Raw genomic sequence first — 20243 nt, 5'->3', positions numbered from 1 at the left:
CTTGCAGCCTTCTTTAGCGGCGAGCCGTCAGAACGGCCATCATTAGTGCAAGGATGGCAAAGCTTGCTGCATACCCGCTAATAATGTCCGTTGCGTAATGGACGCTGAAATACAGTCTTGACGCGCCCATTAATAAAATAAGCAATCCGGCGAGTACATAGCTGATCCGCTTCGTCGTTTGACTGAACCAGGCATCCCTTCCAATCCATATAGCTGCAAGCCCATAAAGCGCCAGCGCCAGCATCGCATTCCCGCTCGGGAAGCTTGCACCAGCTGCCTCTATTCCCCAAGCCTCCTCTGGCCGGCCCCGGTCAAAGGCCATTTTGGCCAAAGTATTCGTTATGTATACAAGTCCAGTACCAACTATAATTGGTGTTGCTTTCAGCCAGCCACTGCGCCAGCCGAACCATAGAAAAAGCACGAAAGTCGCTGCGATAATAAATAGCGAAGAACCCATATAAGATAGCACTTTAAAAAAAGCCGTCCAGCCTTCTCCCCGCATTTGCTCAGCGAATGCGGCTGTTTCTTTGTCGAGCTGTGACAGCTCTGGACGTGTTGCAGCCGCTACTGTTAATGCAAATATGAGCAGGCTTACAGCAAGTCCAGCGATCCATCCCCAAAATCCCTTTCGAATAAATATCCTCTCCCAATTGCTTCAACTTGTTTGCTTCGCTATAATTAGCGTTGACCTTAATATTATAATACAAATTTTGAAATTGGGAAGGAATACTAAAATCATGTACGTATCAGATAAATGGAGAGATTACGAGGTAATAGATACAGGAAATGGAGATAAGCTGGAGCGCTGGGGCTCCTATATTCTTCGCAGGCCTGACCCGCAAATTATTTGGCCCATAACGAAGGAAGACGGCTTGTGGAAGAAAACAGACGGCCACTACCATCGCAGCTCCTCCGGAGGCGGCGAATGGCAGTTCAATTCCCAGCTCCCGGAGCGTTGGACGATTTCCTATGGAGAGCTGTCCTTCCATATTAAGCCGACAAGCTTCAAGCATACGGGGCTCTTTCCTGAGCAAGCGGTGAACTGGAGCTGGATGATGGATAAAATCCGTACGGCAGACCGTCCGATTCGCGTGCTGAACCTTTTCGCCTATTCCGGTGGAGCTACAGTTGCCGCTGCAGCAGCAGGAGCAGAGGTTGTTCATGTGGATGCTTCCAAAGGCATGGTGCAGTGGGCGAAAGAAAATGCCCAGCTTTCCGGGCTTTCCGATAAGCCAATCCGCTTCATTACCGATGATGTATTCAAGTTTGTTCAACGCGAGCAGCGTCGTGGCCGTCAATATGACGCTATTATTATGGATCCGCCGTCTTACGGACGCGGCCCGAACGGCGAGACATGGAAGCTGGAAGAGAACCTGTTCCCGTTCCTTGAGTTTTGCACGACGATTTTATCTGATCATCCTTTGTTTATGCTTATTAATTCGTACACGACGGGACTATCCCCATCCGTGCTTCATAATCTGCTCCATATGACGATGGCGAAGCGCTTCGGCGGGGCCATTCATTGCGGCGAAATCGGCCTGCCGATTACGGCATCCGGCCTGAACCTGCCTTGTGGCATATTGGGCCGCTGGGAGTCTGTCTAATGGCTGGCCCCTCTCTGGATAGCATCGGTGAAATTCCGGTGCTGTTTGAGGACAATCATATTTTGGCAGTCGTGAAGCAGCCTGGCATTCCCTCCCAAGAGGATCACACGGGTACGCCGGATATGCTGACACTGCTCAAACGCGATTTAAAAAAACGCCACGAAAAGCCGGGAAATGTGTTTCTCGGCCTTATTCACCGGCTTGATCAGCCTGTAGGCGGCGCGATGCTGTTCGCCAAAACCTCGAAAGCGGCCTCGCGGCTCTCCGAGGCTGTCCGCAGCAGAAATTTTGGCAAAACCTATGTATGCGTCGTTCATGGCAAGCCTCACGCGGCAAGCGGCAAGCTTCGCCACTTTATCCGCAAGGATACGAAGCTGAATCAGGTGACCGTGTTCAAGCAGGAAACACCCGACGCGAAGGAGGCCGTGCTGGAATACACGGTTGTAGCCAGTACAGACCGTTATTCCCTAGTAGCTGTCATGCTTCATACGGGGCGGCCCCATCAGATTCGGGCGCAAATGGCCTTTATCGGCTGTCCGCTGGTGGCTGACCGTAAATATGGAGCGCCGCAAACGGGCGGCGTTGCCGATATCGCGCTTTGGTCTACCTCCGTTTCGGTTTCCCATCCCATAACGAAGGAACATGTCTGCTTCCGCTCCATCCCTTATGGTTCGAAAGCATGGGGCTGGTGGCCGCAAGCCGAGCTGGAAGCCGCAGCAGACATCTACTTGGCTAAAGGAGATTCCGCCCATGCGCCGAAGGACTAAAATTCATCTTGCCGTCAATTTGCTCCTGCTGCTGCTGGCAGCAGCAGGGCTCCTTATTATTTTTTTCCCGCCGCTAGCAAGCTCATTACCGTTTACCGCTAACAGCGGCGATTCCACGATACCTATGGCGTCGGAATCAAGCGCCAGTGCACAACCGACAGCAGCTCCTAGTGCAACGACTTCCCCTGTGCTTTCATCTGAGCCCACTACAACGCAGGAAGCAACGGCTCCCCCATCCAGCCCTTCTAACAGCTATCAGGAAGCGCTATGGGTCGCAGTTGGCGATATTATGATGCACTCCCCGGAGTTGCCAGGCGCCTACAATAAGAAGACCAAAAGCTATAACTTTGACCCTTTCTTTCAAGATGTTGAGCCTATACTAAAAGAAGGCGACTGGGTTTTGGCGAATTTAGAAACGCCCGTTGCCGGATCAGCGTTCGCTTATACAGGTTACCCGACGTTTAACGCGCCCGTTGCCCTGCTCGATGCGCTGCAAAACGCCGGCTTCAACATATTGACCAATGCCAACAACCATGTGCTCGACAAAGGCGAGAAAGGACTGCTGCTGACGCTGAAGCATATGAAGGAGAAAGGTTTTATAACAAAAGGCTCCGCCGCCACAAAAAAGGAAGCGGATACAAACATCATCGTCGAAAAAAACGGGATTCACATGGGACTGCTCGCATATACGTATGGCACGAACGGCATTGCTATCCCTAAAGGGAAGCCCTATATGGTACCGCTAATTGATGAGCAAAAAATGATTGGCGATATTAAGAAGCTGAAGAAAGCAGGAGCCGATTTTGTTACGGTAGCGCTCCATTTTGGAACGGAATATCAGACGAAGCCAAATGAGGAGCAAAAAACGCTTGCCCGCAAGCTGATTGCGGAAGGCGCCGACATTATCGCAGGTTCGCATACGCATGTCCTTCAGCCCTATGAAGTGCTGGAGGCAACGGATGACAACGGGCGCGAGCGCCAAGGACTTATTATTTATTCGATGGGCAATTTTATTTCCAACCAGCGTGGAGATACGAAGGATTATGGCGTTATTTATCAAGTGCTTGTTCGCAAAAATAACGGGGACGGCAGCATCCAGCTTGCCGATATTGAAGCGATTCCGACTTGGGTTTACCGCTACAAACCGGATCAAAACTATCGCTATCGCATACTGCCTGTCGAGCAAACGCTTGCGGAACAGTCGAGCAAGCTGCTCACACCGGATCTATATGCTTCTCTGAAAAAAAACCTCAGCCTGCTGCGTACAAGGCTCGAATCGATGTCTTAGGGCAGGTCGAGTAACAGACACAGGGAAGTATAAACGGGCGTTGCCGTCTAAGGACGGCAACGCCCGTTTCGTGCAGAATAATAGAGGCGTCTTGCTCCGCTCGCCTCATCACCTGCCTTCTGCAATGACCATATTATCTATTCGCTACCTTGCCTAATAAGTAAACGAGCAGCTGCTGATTATGGGAGGAAATCCGGTCGAGCGCTTCGGAAATAAGCTTCGTTCGTACTTCCTTGCCGCGCTGTGCCTCTGATTTCCCTTTGCCTGATACGGATACCCATACAATTCGTCTATCAGCTGTATCTCTTGTACGTACAATTAGTTCATTGCGCTCCATACGATCCAGCAAAGTGGTAATCGCTGCTGGAGTCGTTGCCAAATGCTGCAGCAGATCGGATGGCTTCATCGGTTGGTGCTGCAGCAATAAATCCAGCACATTCAGCTGACCTTCAGTGAGCGGCGCCAGCCCCTCTTCCAGACCTGTCCTCCATTCTCTGCTTAGCTTCGTCCACAATCGAGTAAATTCATCAGAAACCATTCATGCACCCGCTTCCTGTCCAATTTCTCTTTAATTCCAATTATACCATCCGAGATTGTCGAATAAAAGGTTAACCCAATTAATAATTTCCCTCACAAACTGCGATATACCCGAACGTTTTGACAAGAGTAGACATACAATGAATCTGGGCGTTTTCCCTATTTCGCCATCCTCAGCCACATAAGGAGTGAACCTCAATGGACAACGAGAAAGCCGAAATTATTCGCAAAATTAAAGCTTACGGCATTATAAAAAACCCACAATGGCTCGATCGCCCGGATGAGCTCGTACCATTGTGGGTTATGTTGGATGCGATGATCCAGTTAATTGAACGCTTTGATCCGCCTAATCGCCCTTATGATTGAATGACTTCAGACGGACGGACAATGACCGCCGTTATGGCATCATTTTTTTCGATCGGAACGATAGCCCGTCCTATCGATCTGCGATCATCAATCGGCGATTTCTCCGTCGTCATCGGCAGCTTAGCCCCGGATGAGGTTAGCGCGATGAGATCAATCGCTTCCTTGCAATAAACGGCATAAACGAGTGCTGAACCATTCGGCTTCACGCGTTTGCCTTCTTTAAATTCGAACGTCTGGACACCTTTGCCGCCTCTGCCCTGGACGGGATAATCCAGCAGCAGCGAGCGCTTGGCGTATCCAAGGTCAGAGATGACGAACAATTCTCCCTCGTCCTCGCCTACCCAATCTGCCGCAATCAGTTCATCGTCTTCCTTCAGCTGCATGCCACGCACACCTCCAGCGACACGCCCCATAGGGTTCACTTCGCTTTCGGAGAAGCGGATGCTCCAGCCTTGCTTGCTGACGAGCATCAGCTGCTTCGTACCGTCGCTCGGCAAAATTTTAATAACCTCGTCGCCTTCAGCTACTTTACAGGCTGCAATCGCTGTCGAGCGCGTTGACATGTAGTCCTTCAGCTCGGTCCGCTTCACCTGTCCGCGCTTGGTCACAAAGACGAGCGATGCGCCTGGAACATTGAAATCTTTCACCGGGATGACGCTAATGATCGCATCATCCTTCGGAATCGGAACGATATTGACGACCGCGGTTCCCGTATCCTTCCATTTGAACTCTGGAATTTGATGGACTGGCAGCGTGTAATATTGCCCCTTTTTCGTGAAGAGCAGCAAATTATCTATGGTGTTGACAGCGTACAAGCCGCGGATGATATCGCCTTCCTTGACACCCGCGTTGCCAACTTCACCGCCGGAGCGCGTAAAGGACAGCATGCTTGTCCGCTTCATGTACCCTTCATTGCTGAGTGTAACGAGCACTTCCTCAGGCGTTACCATCACCTCAAGGTTTACTTTCAGCTCCTCGACCTCTCCCTGAATATCTGAACGGCGGTTAATGCCGAATTTCGCATGAATTTCCATCATCTCATCACGAATGACACCGATCAGCTTCTTATCGCTGTTCAAGATACTGCGCAAATAAGCGATGCGCTTCATTACTTCCTTATGCTCTTTCTCCAGCGACGTAATCTCCAAATTTGTCAGACGATACAGCTGCAAGGTTAAAATCGCATCCGCCTGGCGCTCGCTGAACTCAAACTTCTGCACGAGATTTTGCTGCGCATCGGCACGGTTTTTGGAAGCTTTGATGGCTGCGATAACTTCGTCAAGCAAATTCAGTGCCTTCACGAGCCCTTCCAGCACATGGGCACGATCCTCAGCTTTTTCCAGATCATATTGCGTACGGAACGTTACAACTTCCTTTTGATGCGCAATATAGGCATCCAGCATTTGGCGAATGCCGAGCTGCTGCGGCGTTTTATTAACGATGGCCACCATATTAAAGCTGTAGGCAACCTGCAAATCCGTCTTTTTGAGCAAATAAGCCAAAATGCCGTTTGCATCCGTATCCTTCTTCAGCTCGATAACGATCCGAAGGCCGTTGCGTCCGCTCTCATCGCGAACCTCGGCGATACCTTCGACCTTTTTCTCCAGACGAATATTTTCCATTGCCGTCACGAGGCGTGATTTGACAACCTGATAAGGAATTTCGGTTATGACAATTTGCTGGCGTCCGCCACGCATGTCCTCGATCGCTGTCTTGGCGCGCAAATAAATACGGCCTTTGCCAGTCGCATAAGCATCGCGTATGCCTTCCTCACCCATTATGAGGCCGCCCGTAGGAAAATCAGGACCTTTAATAATTTGCATCAGCTCTTCAAGCGTCGTCTCTGGGCGGTTCATAACCGTGATACAGCCATCAATGACCTCACGCAAGTTATGGGGTGGTATTTCAGTCGCAAAGCCGGCAGAGATGCCGCTGGCCCCATTTACGAGCAAATTGGGGTAGCGAGACGGCAGCACAACCGGCTCTTTCGTCGTATTATCGAAGTTATCCTTGAACATGACTGTACGCTTATCAATATCTCTCAGCAATTCAATCGCCAGCGGAGATAGTCGAGCTTCCGTGTAACGCATGGCCGCAGCGGGATCATCATCCATCGAGCCCCAGTTGCCGTGACCGTCAACGAGTATATGCCCCATTTTCCAAGGCTGCGCCATGCGCACCATGCCTTCGTAAATCGATGAGTCGCCGTGTGGATGATAGTTGCCCATTACATCGCCGACCGTTTTCGCAGACTTGCGATATGGCTTGTCCGGCGTATTGCCGGAATCGTACATCGCGTACAAAATACGCCGTTGTACCGGCTTCAAGCCGTCGCGAACATCGGGAATGGCGCGGTCCTGAATAATATATTTAGAGTAGCGGCCGAAGCGGTCGCCCACGATTTCTTCAAGAAATGCTGGAAGAAACTGTTCCAAAATGCTCATGCTGCTTGCCTCCTATTCCTCATAATCCGCAAAATCAACATTTTCCAAAATCCAGCGCTTGCGTGGATCAACCTTGTCGCCCATCAGTGCAGACACACGGCGCTCCGCCTTCGCAGCATCCTCGATCTGCACCTGCAGCATCGTCCGCGTTTCCGGATTCATCGTCGTTTCCCACAGCTGGTCCGGATTCATCTCGCCAAGTCCTTTATAGCGCTGAAGCTCAAAGTTTTTGCCGAATTCCTTTAAATAATTTTGCAGCTGCTCATCCGTCCACGCATAACGCACCGTCTCCAGCTTGCCGGATTTTCGCGTCAGCTTGTAAAGCGGCGGCTGAGCAATATATACGCGTCCGCTGTCAATGAGCGGCTTCATATAGCGATAGAAGAACGTCAGAAGCAGCACCTGGATATGGGCACCGTCCGTATCGGCATCCGTCATAATAATGATTTTGTGATAGTTGCATTCCTCGGAATCAAATTCCGGGCCAACGCCTGCCCCAATAGCAGCGATAATCATTTTATACTCGTCGTTTTTCAAAATATCATGCAGCTTGGCTTTCTCCGGATTCATCGGCTTGCCCTTGAGCGGCAAAATCGCCTGATGCTTCGAATCACGCCCCTGCTTGGCCGAGCCGCCCGCCGAATCGCCTTCGACGATAAACAGCTCATTGCGCGTAACATCCTTCGATTGCGCTGGCGTCAGCTTGCCGCCGAGATTGGAGCTTTCACTCTTCTTCTTGCCGCTGCGCATATCTTCCCGCGCCTTGCGTGCCGCTTCCCGCGCCCTTGAAGCCTGAACAGCCTTCTTGAGCAGCAGCTGTGCGACCTGCGGATTTTCTTCGAGAAATACTTGCATTTTCTCCGTCACAATGGCATCAACGACGCCGCGTGCAGACGCGCTGCCGAGCTGGTCCTTCGTCTGGCCGACGAACTCCACCTCAGACATCTTAATGTTAATGACCGCCATCATGCCTTCGCGCAGGTCATTTCCTTCAAGATTTTTGTCCTTTTCCTTCAACATCGCAGTTTTGCGGGCATAATCGTTCATGACGCGCGTATACGCGGTTTTGAAGCCCGTTTCATGCGTGCCGCCGCCCCGCGTAGGAATGGCATTAACGAATGAAGCCAGTGTTTCGGTATAGCCGTCATTGTACTGAAGCGCCACTTCAACCTCAATATCCTCACGCTCACCAGCAAAATGAATGACGTCATGCAGCACCGACTTGTCCTCATTGAGAAACTCAACGAACTGGCGCGCCCCGCCTTCATAGTGGAAAACATCGAGCTTGCCGCTGCGATCATCCTTGATCGTCACTTTCAGCCCCGAATTGAGAAAAGCGATTTCCTGCAGCCGCTCCGCCAGCGTATCGTAATTCAGCGTAGTTCCAGTTTGAAACACGCGTCCATCCGGCTTAAATGTAACCTTCGTTCCCGTACGCGACGTCGTTCCCGTCACTTCAAGTCCCGTTGTCGGCTCGCCGACATGCTCCTTGCCATCTGCATCTACCCAATATTCGAACCGAAGCTTATGTATTTTTCCATCACGGAAAATTTCCACTTCCAGCCATTCGGATAGCGCATTCGTTACCGAAGCGCCGACGCCGTGCAGGCCGCCTGATTTTTTATATCCTCCGCCGCCGAACTTTCCCCCAGCGTGAAGGATCGTAAATACAACTTGCGGTGTTGGAATTCCGCTTTTATGCATTCCTGTCGGAATACCTCGTCCATTGTCATAGACGGTAATGGAGCCGTTTTTGTGCAAAGTAACCTCAATGGCGGAACAAAATTTCGCCAAATGCTCATCGACAGCATTGTCGACGATTTCCCAAACGAGATGATGCAGCCCTGAGCTGCTCGTAGAGCCTATATACATTCCCGGACGTTTCCGGACGGCTGTCAAGCCTTCAAGAATCTGTATATCATCGGCCTCATAATTCCGATCCGCGGCCGGTGCTTGAGTAAAAACTTCTGTATGCTCTGCCATATGCGCCCCCCTTATCTGCAGCACTTGTTACATTGTTACCGTATCTTCAAGCTATTTTAATTCAAGATGTCCTGTTTAGTAAAGACGCTGAACGAGACAATAAGCCCTGCAATCGCCCAAATCGCAAGCACGATAAGGGAAAAAGAAAATGACATGCCTTCAATTGGCGGCGGCGATCCTTCCAGGTAAGCCGGCAAATTGAGGTTCACAGCAAATAAATATTTGGCATTTTCCCACGAGGAGGACATGCTCGAAAGGATCGTTCCTGCAATAACGGAAGCCATCATAATGACCATGCTTGCCGCCGTGCTTCTGACAAGAACCGATACCATCAGGGCGAGAATCGCTACCGTCATGGCGGACAGCCATACGAGTCCCGTCTGCATGAGCATGTACAGCCACTGGGGAACAACGTGCACAAAGCTCGTGTCGACCTCGCTGCCGTTGATCGTAAAACCGGTAAAGATCGGCAAGCCCCAGCCTCCATAGCCGAAAAACATGCCCGATATCAAATAACAAAGCAGCACCATCACCCCGACAAGCAGCGATACATAAAGAGTAAGCGCTGCAAGCTTGCTGAACAGCACCTTCCATCTGCGAACCGGCTTGGTGAGCAGCATTTTGATCGTTCCGGTGCCGCGCTCGCCTGATACGAGATCAGAGCCAATGGTCAGTACAAGCAGCGGAATAAACAATCCTACCGCATTATTCATAAATTCCCGCGTAAACGTTACGCCGTTCGGGCTGCTAGGATTGACATCATGGTCCAAATAATATTGGAGCTGCTGCACCGCAATGCGCTGCTGCTTTTTCCATTCCTCTGGAATCCGATTGCTCGACAGCCTGTTCTGCATATCCGTAATTTGCTGCAGCACCTCGTTGCGCCAGTCGGCAAATTTGTCTTTATTGTTCTGGGCAACGGTTAACTGAGCATACGTGAACATTGGAATAATAACAAGGAGTACAAGGACAATGACGAGAAACCTTCTTTTTTTCCACATTTTCAAGGTTTCATTCTCGATAAGGAGCAGTAGTTTATGCAAGGCTTTTCCCCTCCGTCATGTTCAAAAACAATTCTTCCAGTGTAGGAGCGGCTTTGTGCACCCCTTCAACGCTAATGCCTTCTGCCACAAGCCGGCTCACCGTATGGGCAATATCCTCTAGCGGCATCGTCGTGACGACTGCTTCCGGCATGCTGGCCAGCACGCTTTCATCAATACGGTGCTCCTCTTCCGATACGATTGCGACCTTGCCGCCTTGCAGCAGTAAAGCAATACCTTGCTCTCGTGGCTCCAACTGCCATAATACATAAGTTCCAGCTTGCTGCACCAGCTCGTCTACCGAGCCGACGGCAAGCACTCTGCCCTTGTCAATAATGGCCACTCTATCGCACATCAATTGAATTTCGCTCAGCAGATGGCTTGATATGAATAGGCTGATTCCTTCTCCAGCTAGCATCCGCACAAACGCCCTCAGCTCCTTGATACCAAGCGGATCAAGTCCATTCGTCGGTTCATCAAGAATAAGCAGCTTCGGACGTCCAAGCAAAGCTTGGGCAATACCTAAACGCTGCTTCATGCCGAGCGAGTACGTTTTGACTTTCTCATGAATGCGCTGCGTCAGGCTGACGATTTCAACGACCTCGCAAATTCTCGCCTCATCCACATCATCAAGCATATTGGCAAAATACTGCAAATTGTCCCAGCCCGTCATAAAGCCATACATTTCAGGATTTTCTACAATGCTCCCAATATGACGAAGCGCCTGCTCCGGCTGCTTCTGTACATCATGCCCGCAAATCTGGATTTTCCCAGAGGTCGGCTTAATGAGATCGACCAGCATGCGGATCGTCGTCGTTTTCCCAGAGCCATTGGGTCCAAGGAAACCAAAAATTTCACCCGCCCGCACCTCAAAGCTGACGTCGTGAATGATTTGCTTGCCGCGAATTTTTTTGCTTAAATTGGTCACTTGCAGCACTACATTTGACTGTTCCATAGCGCCTCCTTCTGCTACAACGCCTGCACGACCCGCTGCGCAATTTGTTTGTAACCTTCATGATTCGGGTGAAAATGGTCCGATGACAAGTAGCTGCCAATCCGTTCCTCAAACAAATCGAATGTCGGCACCATCGTCATATTTGAGTATCCATGCAGCATGTCATAGGCTCTTTCATTCCACTTCTGTACCTCCAAGCTGCCGTCCCGCAGCTCTTCTACATCAAAAAACGGATTATAAAGGCCCATATAAATAACGCGGGCATCCGGATTAATCCGGTGCAGCTCCGACAGCACATTATCGAGCCGCGTCAAGCCCTCCTCAAGCCCTTTCTCTACCTGCGCGAGCGACATACTTTGTTCAGCTGTCGCAGCAGCGTTGGAATCCCCAACACCCTGCAGCGATTGAAACAGGTCATTGCCGCCAATCGTCAGCAAAATGACATTCGCCTGCTGAAGCGCGTAAGCAATGCCCTTATCCGTCTTTAAATTTTGTGCAAGCTGGTCGGCGCGCAGGCCGCTAATGCCCAAATTGTTGACCAGCTCCGCCTGCTTGTCCGGATCAGCAGCCAAGCTGTCTACGACCTGCTTGACATAACCTCCGCCTGCCGAATCGCCAACCCCCTTGGTCAGGGAGTCACCTATCGCTACAATGCGAAGCTGATTTTTCTCAGCCGTCTGCTCCGGCAATGCCGTGACTTGCGGCTGTGCTGATACAGAGGGAAACAACTGATCCTTAATGGCATAGCCAATGCCAACGAGCATCAATATCGTGATCAACAGGGAGCAGCCGCCAATCATAATGCCTAATCTTTTGGATGAACGCATCGCTTGTCTCTCTCCTTTTTCACAATCATTTACAAATTACGGGCGATGTATAAGTTTTTCGCTCCAGTGGTCGTACACACAAGCCATTTTCAAACTTGATTCATATTCATACGTTAACCATAAAACTGAAAAGGATTGTGATTATGAGCAATAATACACCAAAAGAGATGTATTTGGAAATGTTGAAAAAAGCAATATTATTTGAAATTTGGCTGGAGCATGAGCCAGGCGCAACGAAGGAAAATCGCTTTCAAGGCCTCGATTGGCCCCTCATTGCACATAGTATGATCGGGCGTATCCGCATGAATCATTTGCATCAGCTAATGAATGCCGTCGTTAACAACAACATCGAGGGTGATTTCATTGAAACTGGCGTATGGCGCGGCGGAACATGTATTTTCATGCGCGGCTTCCTGAAAGTTAATGGCATAACGAATCGTAAAGTCATCGTCGCCGATTCCTTTGAAGGGCTGCCAGAGCCGGAGGCCCGCTGTCCTATCGACGAAACCTCGAAATTCCACGAACAGGACTTTTTGCGCGTTTCCTTGCCTGAGGTCATCAGCAATTTTCAAAAATATGATTTGTATGACGATGGCATTATCTTTCTTAAAGGCTGGTTCAAGGACACGCTGCCTACGGCGCCAACGAATAAAATAGCAATAGCCCGCCTGGATGGCGACATGTATTCCTCGACGATGGATGCGCTGACGCATCTATATCCTAAAGTAGCCATCGGCGGCTTTATCGTCATTGACGACTACTCTATTGGCTACTGCGCCGCAGCTGTAACGGATTTCCGCAACGCCCATCACATTACCGATCCACTCGTCACGATAGATTCAACCGGCGTGTACTGGAAAAAAACAAAATAGGCAAGGTGAAACGGCTGTCGCCCTCTGGCGGCGTGGCGCGTTTCAGTCCGAGAAATATAAGCTCATTTATAAGGGTGAAACTTATAAATTCTTATATTTCATGCGTAAACGGCTGAAGCCGTCCTTTGGCGGCAAAGCTTCCGTTTCGCGTTGAAATATAAGCCCATTTATAAGTGTGAAACTTATAAATTCTTATATTTCGGGAAAGAAGGGCTGCTGCGCCCATACGATAACTGGACGCGGCAGCCCTCCTGCAGCCTATTCTCCGTATGTAATATGCAGCAGCTCCGCCGCTTGTCGCGCCGTTTCCCTTGCCTGCTCTACATCTACAGCCGTGCTTAGCGCAACTGCCATCCGGCGGCCCACTTTCGTCTCCGGCTTGCCGAATACCCGCACTTGCGTATGCGGCAGCGCCAGCGCTTCCTTCACGCCGCCAATACGGAAATGATTGCTTTCACGATCCGCTTTGAGCGTATGTGAGGCACCTGGAGATAGCAGTCTGATCGTTGGAATCGGGAAGCCCAATACCGCGCGAACATGCAGCGCGAACTCGGACAAATCCTGCGTCGCCATCGTAACCATGCCTGTATCATGGGGACGCGGAGAAACCTCGCTAAACAGCACGCCATCCTGCGTAAGAAACAATTCGACGCCATAGAGGCCATAACCGCCCAGCTCTTCCGTCACTTTGCGGGCAATTTCCTCCGCCTGCTCGATTTGCTCAGTGCTCATCGCATGCGGCTGCCACGATTCGATGTAATCGCCATCCTTCTGCACATGGCCAATAGGTGCGCAGAAGCTTGTGCCTGATACAGAGCGAATCGTGAGCAGCGTAATTTCCGATTCAAACGTAATAAATCCTTCGACGATAATCCGCTGCTTCTTCGCCCGCCCGCCTTCCATAGCGTAGCTCCAGCAAGCTTCAATTTCCGCTTCGCTGCGGCAGACGCTTTGCCCTTTGCCTGACGAGCTCATTATCGGCTTGATAACACATGGAAAACCAAGTGCAGCAGCCGCTTCACGCAGCTCCTCCAGCGTATCGGCAAAGCGGTAGGCGGCCGTCGGCAAGCTAAGCTGCTCGGCAGCAAGGCGGCGAATGCCTTCCCGGTCCATCGTCAGCCATGCAGCGCGAGCGGTTGGAATGACGCGGAAGCCCTCTTGTTCCAGCTCCAGCAGCGTTTCGGTTGCAATCGCTTCAATTTCTGGCACGATATAGTCCGGGCGCTCCTCTTCAATGATTCGTCTAAGAGCCGCTCCATCAAGCATATCGGCCACATAAGAGCGATGGGCGACCTGCATCGCCGGGGCGTTCTCATAGCGATCCACCGCAATCGTCTCGACACCGAGCCGCTGCGCCTCTAGCGCTACCTCCTTGCCAAGCTCTCCTGATCCCAGCAGCATAAGCTTGCGCGAAGCCCCGGACAATGGTGATCCATACATAATAAAAAGAACCTCCTGGAAGCAAACCGGATAATTGCCGGTGGCTGCCCCTTCGCGGCAGCGACACCGATTCCGAATTGTTTTTTCTTCCATTGTGGAGGTTCCTGCTCTAAAAATCAAGACCTTGACCGCTTTGTTTCGACTTAAGCCGACAAGAAACGATATTGGGCTTCAATCAGCCCATTGTATATGCCCTTTTTAGCAATAAGCGTTTCGTGCTTGCCCTGCTCGACGATGCGGCCATGATCCAGCACGATAATTTCATCGGCATTGCGAATCGTTGACAGGCGATGGGCAATCATGAAGGATGTCCGTCCAGCAAGCAGCGCCTTAAGCGCCTCCTGGATTTTCAGCTCCGTATCGGTATCAATGCTTGCTGTCGCTTCATCGAGAATGAGAATGCGCGGATTCGCAAGCAATGCTCTGGCAAAGGAAAGCAGTTGACGCTGGCCCATCGACAAAATGTTGCCGCGCTCCTCTACTTCCGTATCATAGCCATCCGGCAAATTCATAATGAAATCATGGGCATGAACCGCTTTAGCTGCTTCCACAATATCCGCATCCGATGCACCCAGTCTGCCGTAACGAATATTGTCGCGAATCGTTCCCGAGAAAATAAACGTATCCTGCATAACGATGCCAACTTGGGAGCGCAAGCTTTCAATCGTTACATCGCGAATATCCTTCCCATCGATCCGCACGCTGCCGCTTACAGGGTCATAGAAACGGCAGAGCAAGTTTATAATCGTGCTTTTACCGGAGCCGGTATGCCCAACGAGAGCGATCGATTGGCCAGCCTTGGCCTCCAGGCTAATGCCTTTGAGTGCCTGGCGCCCTTTTTCATATTCGAAAATAATGTTGTCAAACACAACGTCGCCGCGAATATTCGGCAGCGCCTTCGCTGCGCCCTTCTCGCTTACCGTTGGCTCCTCATCGATAAATTCAAAAATACGCTCGGAGGATGCCATCGCAATAAGCAGTTGGGAATACATTTGTCCAAGTCGGTTAATCGGGTCCCAGAAGTTGCCGATATAGTTGGCGAAGCCGACCAGCAAGCCGATTGTAATCGCACCTTGCTGAATCAAATGCGCACCGTACCAGAACAGAATAAATGTACCGAGCGCTGAAGTGATTTCAATGACCGGACCGAACGCTTGGTTGAGCGCCGATGCCTTATTCCATGATTTCACATTCACCGTATTCATGTAGTCGAAGAAACGCATATTGTCTTTTTCCTGAACGTAAGCTTGCGTTACTTTCATGCCCTGAATACTTTCGTTCAAGTGGGCATTAATTCGCGATTGCTTCATCCGAACGTCCTGCCAAGCAAAACGGATCCGTTTGCGCAGCGCAGTCGAAACGATAAACATCAGCGGTACCGTCACCATGATCGCAAGCCCCAGCTTGAAATTCCAGACCAGCAAAATGACAACGATCCCGAGCAGCTGCACGCAATCCATCAGCAAGTTGACGACACCGTTCGTAAACAAGTCCTGAAGGGCGTTAACGTCATTCGTAATCCGCACAAGCACGGAGCCTGCCGGACGCTTGTCGAAGAAGCGGAAGCTAAGCTTCTGGATATGCTTGAACAGATCATGCCGCAGGTCATAAATGACCTTTTGTCCAATAATATTCGTATATTTGATCCGGTAGCTGTTGGCAGCCCATTGAACCACATACAGCAAAAGCATTAAGCCGGCATACAGATAAAGCTTAGGCAAGCTTGCCGCGCCTTCAGCCGGCTGAATCGCCTCGTCAATCGCGAGGATGACAAGTGCCGGAGTAGCGAGCCGCGTCAGCGTGCCAATAATCATCATGAAGATGGCCGGGATCAGCTGGCGCTTATAGGGCTTCATGTAAACGAACAATCTGCCCACCTGCGCCCAGTTAAACGGTTTCTCGATCGCATCATCATCTTTGTAAATAAAACGTTCTTTTTTATCGTATTTATCCGTGCCGGATGTGCTGCTCATTACAACGCCCCCTCCTTCCACTGCGCGCCCGCCTGCTCGAGCTCTTCGAGCGGAAAGTCGGCGTATTGAATTTTGTAAGTATCACGATAAGGTCCATGCTGCGCGAGCAATTGCTGATGCGTGCCGCGCTGCACAATAACGCCTTGATCCAAAACGATAATTTCATCCGCATGGCGCAGCGAGGAAATGCGGTGGGCAATAATGAAGGTCGTGCGTCCCGCCATGAGTTCCTTGAAGCCGGCTTGAATTTCATGCTCCGTTTCCATATCTACAGCGCTCGTAGCGTCGTCAAGAATGAGAATATGCGGATTTTTAATAAGGGCGCGGGCAATCGCGATCCGCTGCTTCTGTCCGCCGGACAGACCCATTCCTCTTTCACCGACAATGGTGTCATAGCCTTCCGGCATTTCCATAATAAAATCATGTGCCTTCGCCAGCTTCGCTGCATGTTCAATCTGCTCATCTGTCACATCCTGCATGCCGTAAGCCAGATTCGTGCGAATGGACGCGGAGAACAGGAACGTTTCCTGAAAAACAGGAGCCATCTGTCTGCGCAGGCTACCCACGTCAATGTCGCGAATGTCCATCCCATCAAGCGTAATGCTGCCCTCTTTCACATTGTAGGCGCGCATTAGCAGCTGGATAACCGTCGATTTTCCAGAGCCTGTAGCTCCCAGAAAACCAATGACGGAGCCTGCTGGCGCATCAATCGAAATATTCGTTAATGCCGGAGCCTTATCTGGATAATTAAACGTTACATTGTTGAAACGGACATGCCCTTTAACCAATTGATCGTCAAGCACGATAGCGTGTTCGAGATTTTTCACATGGACATGCTCGTTCAGCAGGTTCAGCACCCGCTCGCCGGAAGCTTTAGATTGCGTATAGTTGTTAATATGGAACCCAATGCCCCACATCGGGCCGATAATGTACCAAGTCAAGCTGAAAAAGGCAACCAGTTCGCCGAGCTTCAGCTCTCCTCTAATGACGAGCATGCCACCTGCGAGAAGCAGGATGACCGCGCTTATGTTGGCACATAATTCCATAATAGGGAAATAATGAGCCCAAATTTTTGCTGCGCCGATCTGATTCGTCTGATAAGCTTCATTTTTCACTGAAAATTTGTTCACTTCATGCGGCTCGCGGGCAAAGGATTTTACCGTGCGAACGCCGGTAATGTTTTCCTGAACGGCCGTCGTCAGGCTGCTGAGCGCGCGGCGCATTTCCTGAAAGGCCGGGTGGATTTTGCGCTCGAAGCGCAAAGCTGTAAACACAAGCAGCGGGATTGTGACCAATGTAATAAGCGTCAGCTGCCAGTGGATCGACAGCATCATCGCTCCGCCGAATACGACCATCAGCACCACGTTCAAAATTTGGGCAAAGCCAAATCCGATAAAGTTGCGGATCGCTTCTAAGTCCGCAGTCAAGCGCGACATGAGATCGCCTGTTTTCGCTTTGTCATAATATTGAAAAGATAACGATTGCAACTTGTCATAACAAGCGTTGCGAAGCCGAAAAGCTACTCGGTTGCCGAGCCTTCCCCCAAAAAAGCCATGTAAAAACTGCATTAATCCCTTTAACGTCACAACCCCCACAACGGTTAGCGCTAACGCTGGTACCTTGCCATACTGCTCTTCTTTAATGACATCGTCGATTAAGATGCGAAGCAAATTCGGATATACGAGTCCGAGCGCTGTCGCAAACATCAGGCAGACGATGGAGGTCAGAAGGAATTTTCGTTCGACCCAGTAAAATCGTTTGAGTTGCCTAAAGACGTCCAAGTAAATCCCACTCCCTGTTCTTTTTTATAAGCATGAATGAATATTATCAGCATCCCATGGCAGGAGCAATCTGAGTAAATTTCCGTATATTACATTGAAACAGCCGATTATGGCAATTTGGAAACACTAACTAACCTATGCTCAAGTATCGTCTTAAATCATCCCTAAAGTGTGTGTCTTACGCCATTTTTGCACAAAAACACACAAAACAAGCATAAACATTTTTGCATGGCTTGACAGCAAAAAATCATTTCGCATTGAAATATGTGCCGTTTCAAAGCCGCATAGCCGATAGGCAGCTTGGCAGAATAAAAAAATGCTTTCAGCGGCTGTGACAAGCCGCTGAAAGCATTCAGACTATTATTAGATGAAAGCTTATGCAATTGTTGCAGAGTGAAGATGAATCAATTGCTCGTGCAGCTCGCGCAATTGCCCCACATCGGCATTGTCCGCGAGCGAGATGCTCTTGCCCTCTACATAGTTGACAACGTCTTGCTGCAGCTGCTCACCTGACTGCTCGGCATATTTCCTCCAGAGCCCGCTGTAGCGCTCGGTCCACTGTCCGTTCAAGGCAGCCATCCACTGCTGGAGCGATGGAATGAGCAGCGCTTCAAGCTCCTTGCGCAGCTGTCCTTTGCCGTCTCCTTCGAAAAATTGCCGCGGCGATTTAAAGCGGCTCCACAGCCATTTGCCTGTAATATCCGTTGTCGTCCAATCAACGTCGATTTCCGGAGTAGGAATGGCGGCCGTCTCATACGGAATGGATTGATAACCCGCCAGCAGAGCCGCAAGCTCTGACGCGCAGCTGTCAAATTGTTTGCGCAAAAGGCCGTTCAAAATCCGCTCCAGACGCAGCGAGGTCGCTTGCAGCTCCTGCGCCAGCTCCATCTGAATTTGCCGCTGCAAATCAAGCCAAGCCGTCCAAATCATTTTCTTCAAATCGCGCCCGTCATCCTGCAATACAGAAGGATTAAAGGCATAGTTGTAAAACTCTCCGAATCTAAGCTGCTGACGCTGTACGACATAATAGAGCAGCTCGCTTAGCTCCTGTGCCTGCTGAGGCGGTGCCTCGCTGGACCGGTAGGACGCAAGCAGCAGCTCTGCCTGCTCTTGCAGCGCAGCCAGTTGGCTGCGCTCCTGCTCTCTCGTAGCCGCATCGCCTGCGGCACTGCTCAGCCAGCCATTTACGGTAGCTGCTGCTCTGACAATTTCCTGCTCAGCAGCGTCGATCGCAAGCTTCCCTAAATCCTCGCTCACAAAATGCAGGAAGGAGCGCTCGAAAGCGTCAATCCCCGAGCGCACTAGCAGTTCGCCATCGCCACTTTGCTTCGCGTCGAGACCGTCCAGGCTTGAAACCGGATAGAGGCGCGGGGAACGAATGCCATGCTGGAGCAAATTATGCTCCACATGCTTCAGGACGCCCGCAAGCTCCTCCTGGTCGGCTGCCAAATCGGCCGCATTGACGAGGAAAAACATTTTATCGAGCTCGAACTGGTCCTTGACCCGTCCAAGCTGCATTAGGAACTGACGGTCTGCTTGTGAAAAAGCATGGTTGTAATAGGTGACGAACAGGACGGCGTCGGCATTTTTAATGTAATTGAACGCAACGCCCGTATGGCGGGCGTTCACGGAGTCCGCTCCCGGCGTATCGACGAGGACGATGCCCTGCCGCGTCAGCTCGCAATCGTAATAAAGCTCGATCTCGCTGACGTAGCAGGAACGCGATTCCTCCGCTACGAAGCGCTCATATTCCGCCTGTGAGACGGTGAGGCGCTGGCCAAGCAGCGCCTCATGCGCTTCCCAGCCTGCGCGTGCAGCACGCAGGAAGCTGTAGTGCGGCCGTCCGCCGGCGTGAATCGCATCCGGCGACAGGCGGTCGATCGCGCGCATAAGGGCGGCAGTGTCCGGCAGCGCCGCGTCAGAAGCGTCTTCGCCGAGCAAAGCGAGCGAATAGCGCAGGTCTTCAAGGACGGCGGCGCGGGATTTCATGACGACGTCTGCCGTGCCATGCTCGTGCTCGCCCGATGGCGGCACGAGACGGTTGATCGCCGCCGTCGTCGGATTCGGCGACACCGGCAGTACCGGCTCGCCAATTAGCGCATTGGCGAGCGAGGATTTGCCCGCGCTGAATGCTCCGAACAGCGCGATTGTGAACCGGCTGCTGCGGAGCCGGTTCGCCTTGTCCTGCATCGCCTGCGCGGCCGCGGCTAGCGGCGCGTGCGGCGTCAGCAGCGCGGCTGCGCTGAGCAAGCGCGCGGCTGCGCCATGCTGCTGCGACAGCGCTTCGCCGCTGCCGAGCGCAGCTTGCACTGGCGTCGCGGCAACGCCCGCGCCACCGGCACTTGCGGCAGCAGCGTCGCCCGCTG

The 20243-nt window shown here is 51.3% G+C and carries 16 protein-coding genes; 5 read left to right on the top strand and 11 right to left on the bottom strand.

Annotation, left to right across the window (positions count from 1 at the left end; all coding sequences use genetic code 11):
- Positions 1 to 13 precede the first annotated feature (13 nt).
- On the bottom strand, positions 14 to 457 hold the full coding sequence (locus WH37_RS25215; RefSeq protein ID WP_052737203.1) for a phosphatase PAP2 family protein: 444 nt from the start codon (positions 455 to 457) through the stop codon (positions 14 to 16).
- Between the two features lie 280 nt (positions 458 to 737).
- On the opposite strand from WH37_RS25215, the gene WH37_RS25210 reads away from it, so the two are divergent.
- The 3 genes from WH37_RS25210 to WH37_RS25200 are packed head-to-tail and all read left to right on the top strand — an operon-like array spanning position 738 to position 3659.
- Positions 738 to 1604 (top strand): class I SAM-dependent methyltransferase, encoded by an 867-nt coding sequence (locus tag WH37_RS25210; RefSeq protein WP_046233414.1) that lies wholly within the window; start codon positions 738 to 740, stop codon positions 1602 to 1604.
- A complete protein-coding gene (locus WH37_RS25205; protein ID WP_046233413.1) occupies positions 1604 to 2371 on the top strand; it encodes an RluA family pseudouridine synthase in 768 nt (255 codons plus the stop codon). Before WH37_RS25210 ends, WH37_RS25205 begins: the two co-directional genes overlap by 1 nt.
- A complete protein-coding gene (locus WH37_RS25200; protein WP_052737202.1) occupies positions 2355 to 3659 on the top strand; it encodes a CapA family protein in 1305 nt (434 codons plus the stop codon). Before WH37_RS25205 ends, WH37_RS25200 begins: the two co-directional genes overlap by 17 nt.
- A gap of 133 nt (positions 3660 to 3792) precedes the next feature.
- Here the strand turns inward: WH37_RS25200 and WH37_RS25195 are convergent, their stop codons facing one another.
- Positions 3793 to 4197, bottom strand: coding sequence for a MarR family winged helix-turn-helix transcriptional regulator (locus tag WH37_RS25195; RefSeq protein WP_046233412.1), 405 nt, complete (start codon positions 4195 to 4197; stop codon positions 3793 to 3795).
- Between the two features lie 197 nt (positions 4198 to 4394).
- Between WH37_RS25195 and WH37_RS36085 the strand changes: the two genes are divergently transcribed.
- On the top strand, positions 4395 to 4562 hold the full coding sequence (locus tag WH37_RS36085; protein WP_172455590.1) for a hypothetical protein: 168 nt from the start codon (positions 4395 to 4397) through the stop codon (positions 4560 to 4562).
- Here the strand turns inward: WH37_RS36085 and gyrA are convergent.
- The 5 genes from gyrA to WH37_RS25170 are packed head-to-tail and all read right to left on the bottom strand — an operon-like array spanning position 4553 to position 11811.
- The gene (gyrA, locus tag WH37_RS25190) at positions 4553 to 7006 is read right to left on the bottom strand and encodes a DNA gyrase subunit A (RefSeq protein WP_046233411.1); all 2454 of its coding nucleotides are present in this window, start codon (positions 7004 to 7006) and stop codon (positions 4553 to 4555) included. The genes WH37_RS36085 and gyrA overlap by 10 nt on opposite strands.
- Positions 7007 to 7018: 12 nt before the next feature.
- Positions 7019 to 8989 (bottom strand): DNA topoisomerase IV subunit B, encoded by a 1971-nt coding sequence (gene parE, locus WH37_RS25185; protein ID WP_046233410.1) that lies wholly within the window; start codon positions 8987 to 8989, stop codon positions 7019 to 7021.
- A gap of 56 nt (positions 8990 to 9045) precedes the next feature.
- Positions 9046 to 10032 carry an ABC transporter permease gene (locus WH37_RS25180; protein ID WP_074904760.1) on the bottom strand — a complete coding sequence of 329 codons (987 nt, stop codon included), beginning with the start codon at positions 10030 to 10032 and terminating at the stop codon, positions 9046 to 9048.
- On the bottom strand, positions 10025 to 10984 hold the full coding sequence (locus tag WH37_RS25175) for an ABC transporter ATP-binding protein (RefSeq protein WP_046233409.1): 960 nt from the start codon (positions 10982 to 10984) through the stop codon (positions 10025 to 10027). The genes WH37_RS25180 and WH37_RS25175 overlap by 8 nt, the downstream gene beginning before the upstream one ends.
- A gap of 14 nt (positions 10985 to 10998) precedes the next feature.
- Entirely contained in the window at positions 10999 to 11811 is an 813-nt protein-coding gene (locus WH37_RS25170) for a GDSL-type esterase/lipase family protein (protein WP_046233408.1), read from the bottom strand.
- 143 nt (positions 11812 to 11954) lie between these two features.
- Here WH37_RS25170 and WH37_RS25165 point away from each other — a divergent pair, with 143 nt between their 5' ends.
- On the top strand, positions 11955 to 12683 hold the full coding sequence (locus tag WH37_RS25165) for a TylF/MycF family methyltransferase (RefSeq protein ID WP_046233407.1): 729 nt from the start codon (positions 11955 to 11957) through the stop codon (positions 12681 to 12683).
- A gap of 258 nt (positions 12684 to 12941) precedes the next feature.
- Here WH37_RS25165 and purT read toward each other — a convergent pair whose 3' ends face one another.
- The 4 genes from purT to WH37_RS25145 form a co-directional block, all read right to left on the bottom strand.
- Entirely contained in the window at positions 12942 to 14123 is a 1182-nt protein-coding gene (gene purT / locus WH37_RS25160) for a formate-dependent phosphoribosylglycinamide formyltransferase (RefSeq protein WP_046233508.1), read from the bottom strand.
- Positions 14124 to 14266: 143 nt separating this feature from the next.
- Positions 14267 to 16096 carry an ABC transporter ATP-binding protein gene (locus tag WH37_RS25155; RefSeq protein WP_046233406.1) on the bottom strand — a complete coding sequence of 610 codons (1830 nt, stop codon included), beginning with the start codon at positions 16094 to 16096 and terminating at the stop codon, positions 14267 to 14269.
- Positions 16096 to 17877, bottom strand: coding sequence for an ABC transporter ATP-binding protein (locus tag WH37_RS25150; RefSeq protein ID WP_046233405.1), 1782 nt, complete (start codon positions 17875 to 17877; stop codon positions 16096 to 16098). Before WH37_RS25150 ends, WH37_RS25155 begins: the two co-directional genes overlap by 1 nt.
- A gap of 375 nt (positions 17878 to 18252) precedes the next feature.
- Positions 18253 to 20243 (bottom strand): dynamin family protein (locus WH37_RS25145; protein ID WP_197091395.1); only part of this gene is annotated, 1991 nt, incomplete at its 5' end.

Origin of the sequence: Paenibacillus algorifonticola (assembly GCF_000971975.1) — a bacterium.
GTDB lineage: Bacteria > Bacillota > Bacilli > Paenibacillales > Paenibacillaceae > Pristimantibacillus > Pristimantibacillus algorifonticola.
The sequence above is the reverse complement of the archived record's forward strand: the minus strand, read 5'-3'. Positions and strand labels throughout refer to the sequence as shown.

Coding starts and splice junctions, on each gene's coding strand:
- WH37_RS25175 (WP_046233409.1), bottom strand. CDS start 10,984: ATGGAACAGTCAAATGTAGTGCTGCAAGTGACCAATTTAAGCAAAAAA.
- gyrA (WP_046233411.1), bottom strand. CDS start 7,006: ATGAGCATTTTGGAACAGTTTCTTCCAGCATTTCTTGAAGAAATCGTG.
- WH37_RS25155 (WP_046233406.1), bottom strand. CDS start 16,096: ATGAGCAGCACATCCGGCACGGATAAATACGATAAAAAAGAACGTTTT.
- WH37_RS25210 (WP_046233414.1), top strand. CDS start 738: ATGTACGTATCAGATAAATGGAGAGATTACGAGGTAATAGATACAGGA.
- WH37_RS25165 (WP_046233407.1), top strand. CDS start 11,955: ATGAGCAATAATACACCAAAAGAGATGTATTTGGAAATGTTGAAAAAA.
- WH37_RS25170 (WP_046233408.1), bottom strand. CDS start 11,811: ATGCGTTCATCCAAAAGATTAGGCATTATGATTGGCGGCTGCTCCCTG.
- WH37_RS25205 (WP_046233413.1), top strand. CDS start 1,604: ATGGCTGGCCCCTCTCTGGATAGCATCGGTGAAATTCCGGTGCTGTTT.
- purT (WP_046233508.1), bottom strand. CDS start 14,123: ATGTATGGATCACCATTGTCCGGGGCTTCGCGCAAGCTTATGCTGCTG.
- WH37_RS25215 (WP_052737203.1), bottom strand. CDS start 457: ATGGGTTCTTCGCTATTTATTATCGCAGCGACTTTCGTGCTTTTTCTA.
- WH37_RS25195 (WP_046233412.1), bottom strand. CDS start 4,197: ATGGTTTCTGATGAATTTACTCGATTGTGGACGAAGCTAAGCAGAGAA.
- WH37_RS25200 (WP_052737202.1), top strand. CDS start 2,355: ATGCGCCGAAGGACTAAAATTCATCTTGCCGTCAATTTGCTCCTGCTG.
- WH37_RS36085 (WP_172455590.1), top strand. CDS start 4,395: ATGGACAACGAGAAAGCCGAAATTATTCGCAAAATTAAAGCTTACGGC.
- parE (WP_046233410.1), bottom strand. CDS start 8,989: ATGGCAGAGCATACAGAAGTTTTTACTCAAGCACCGGCCGCGGATCGG.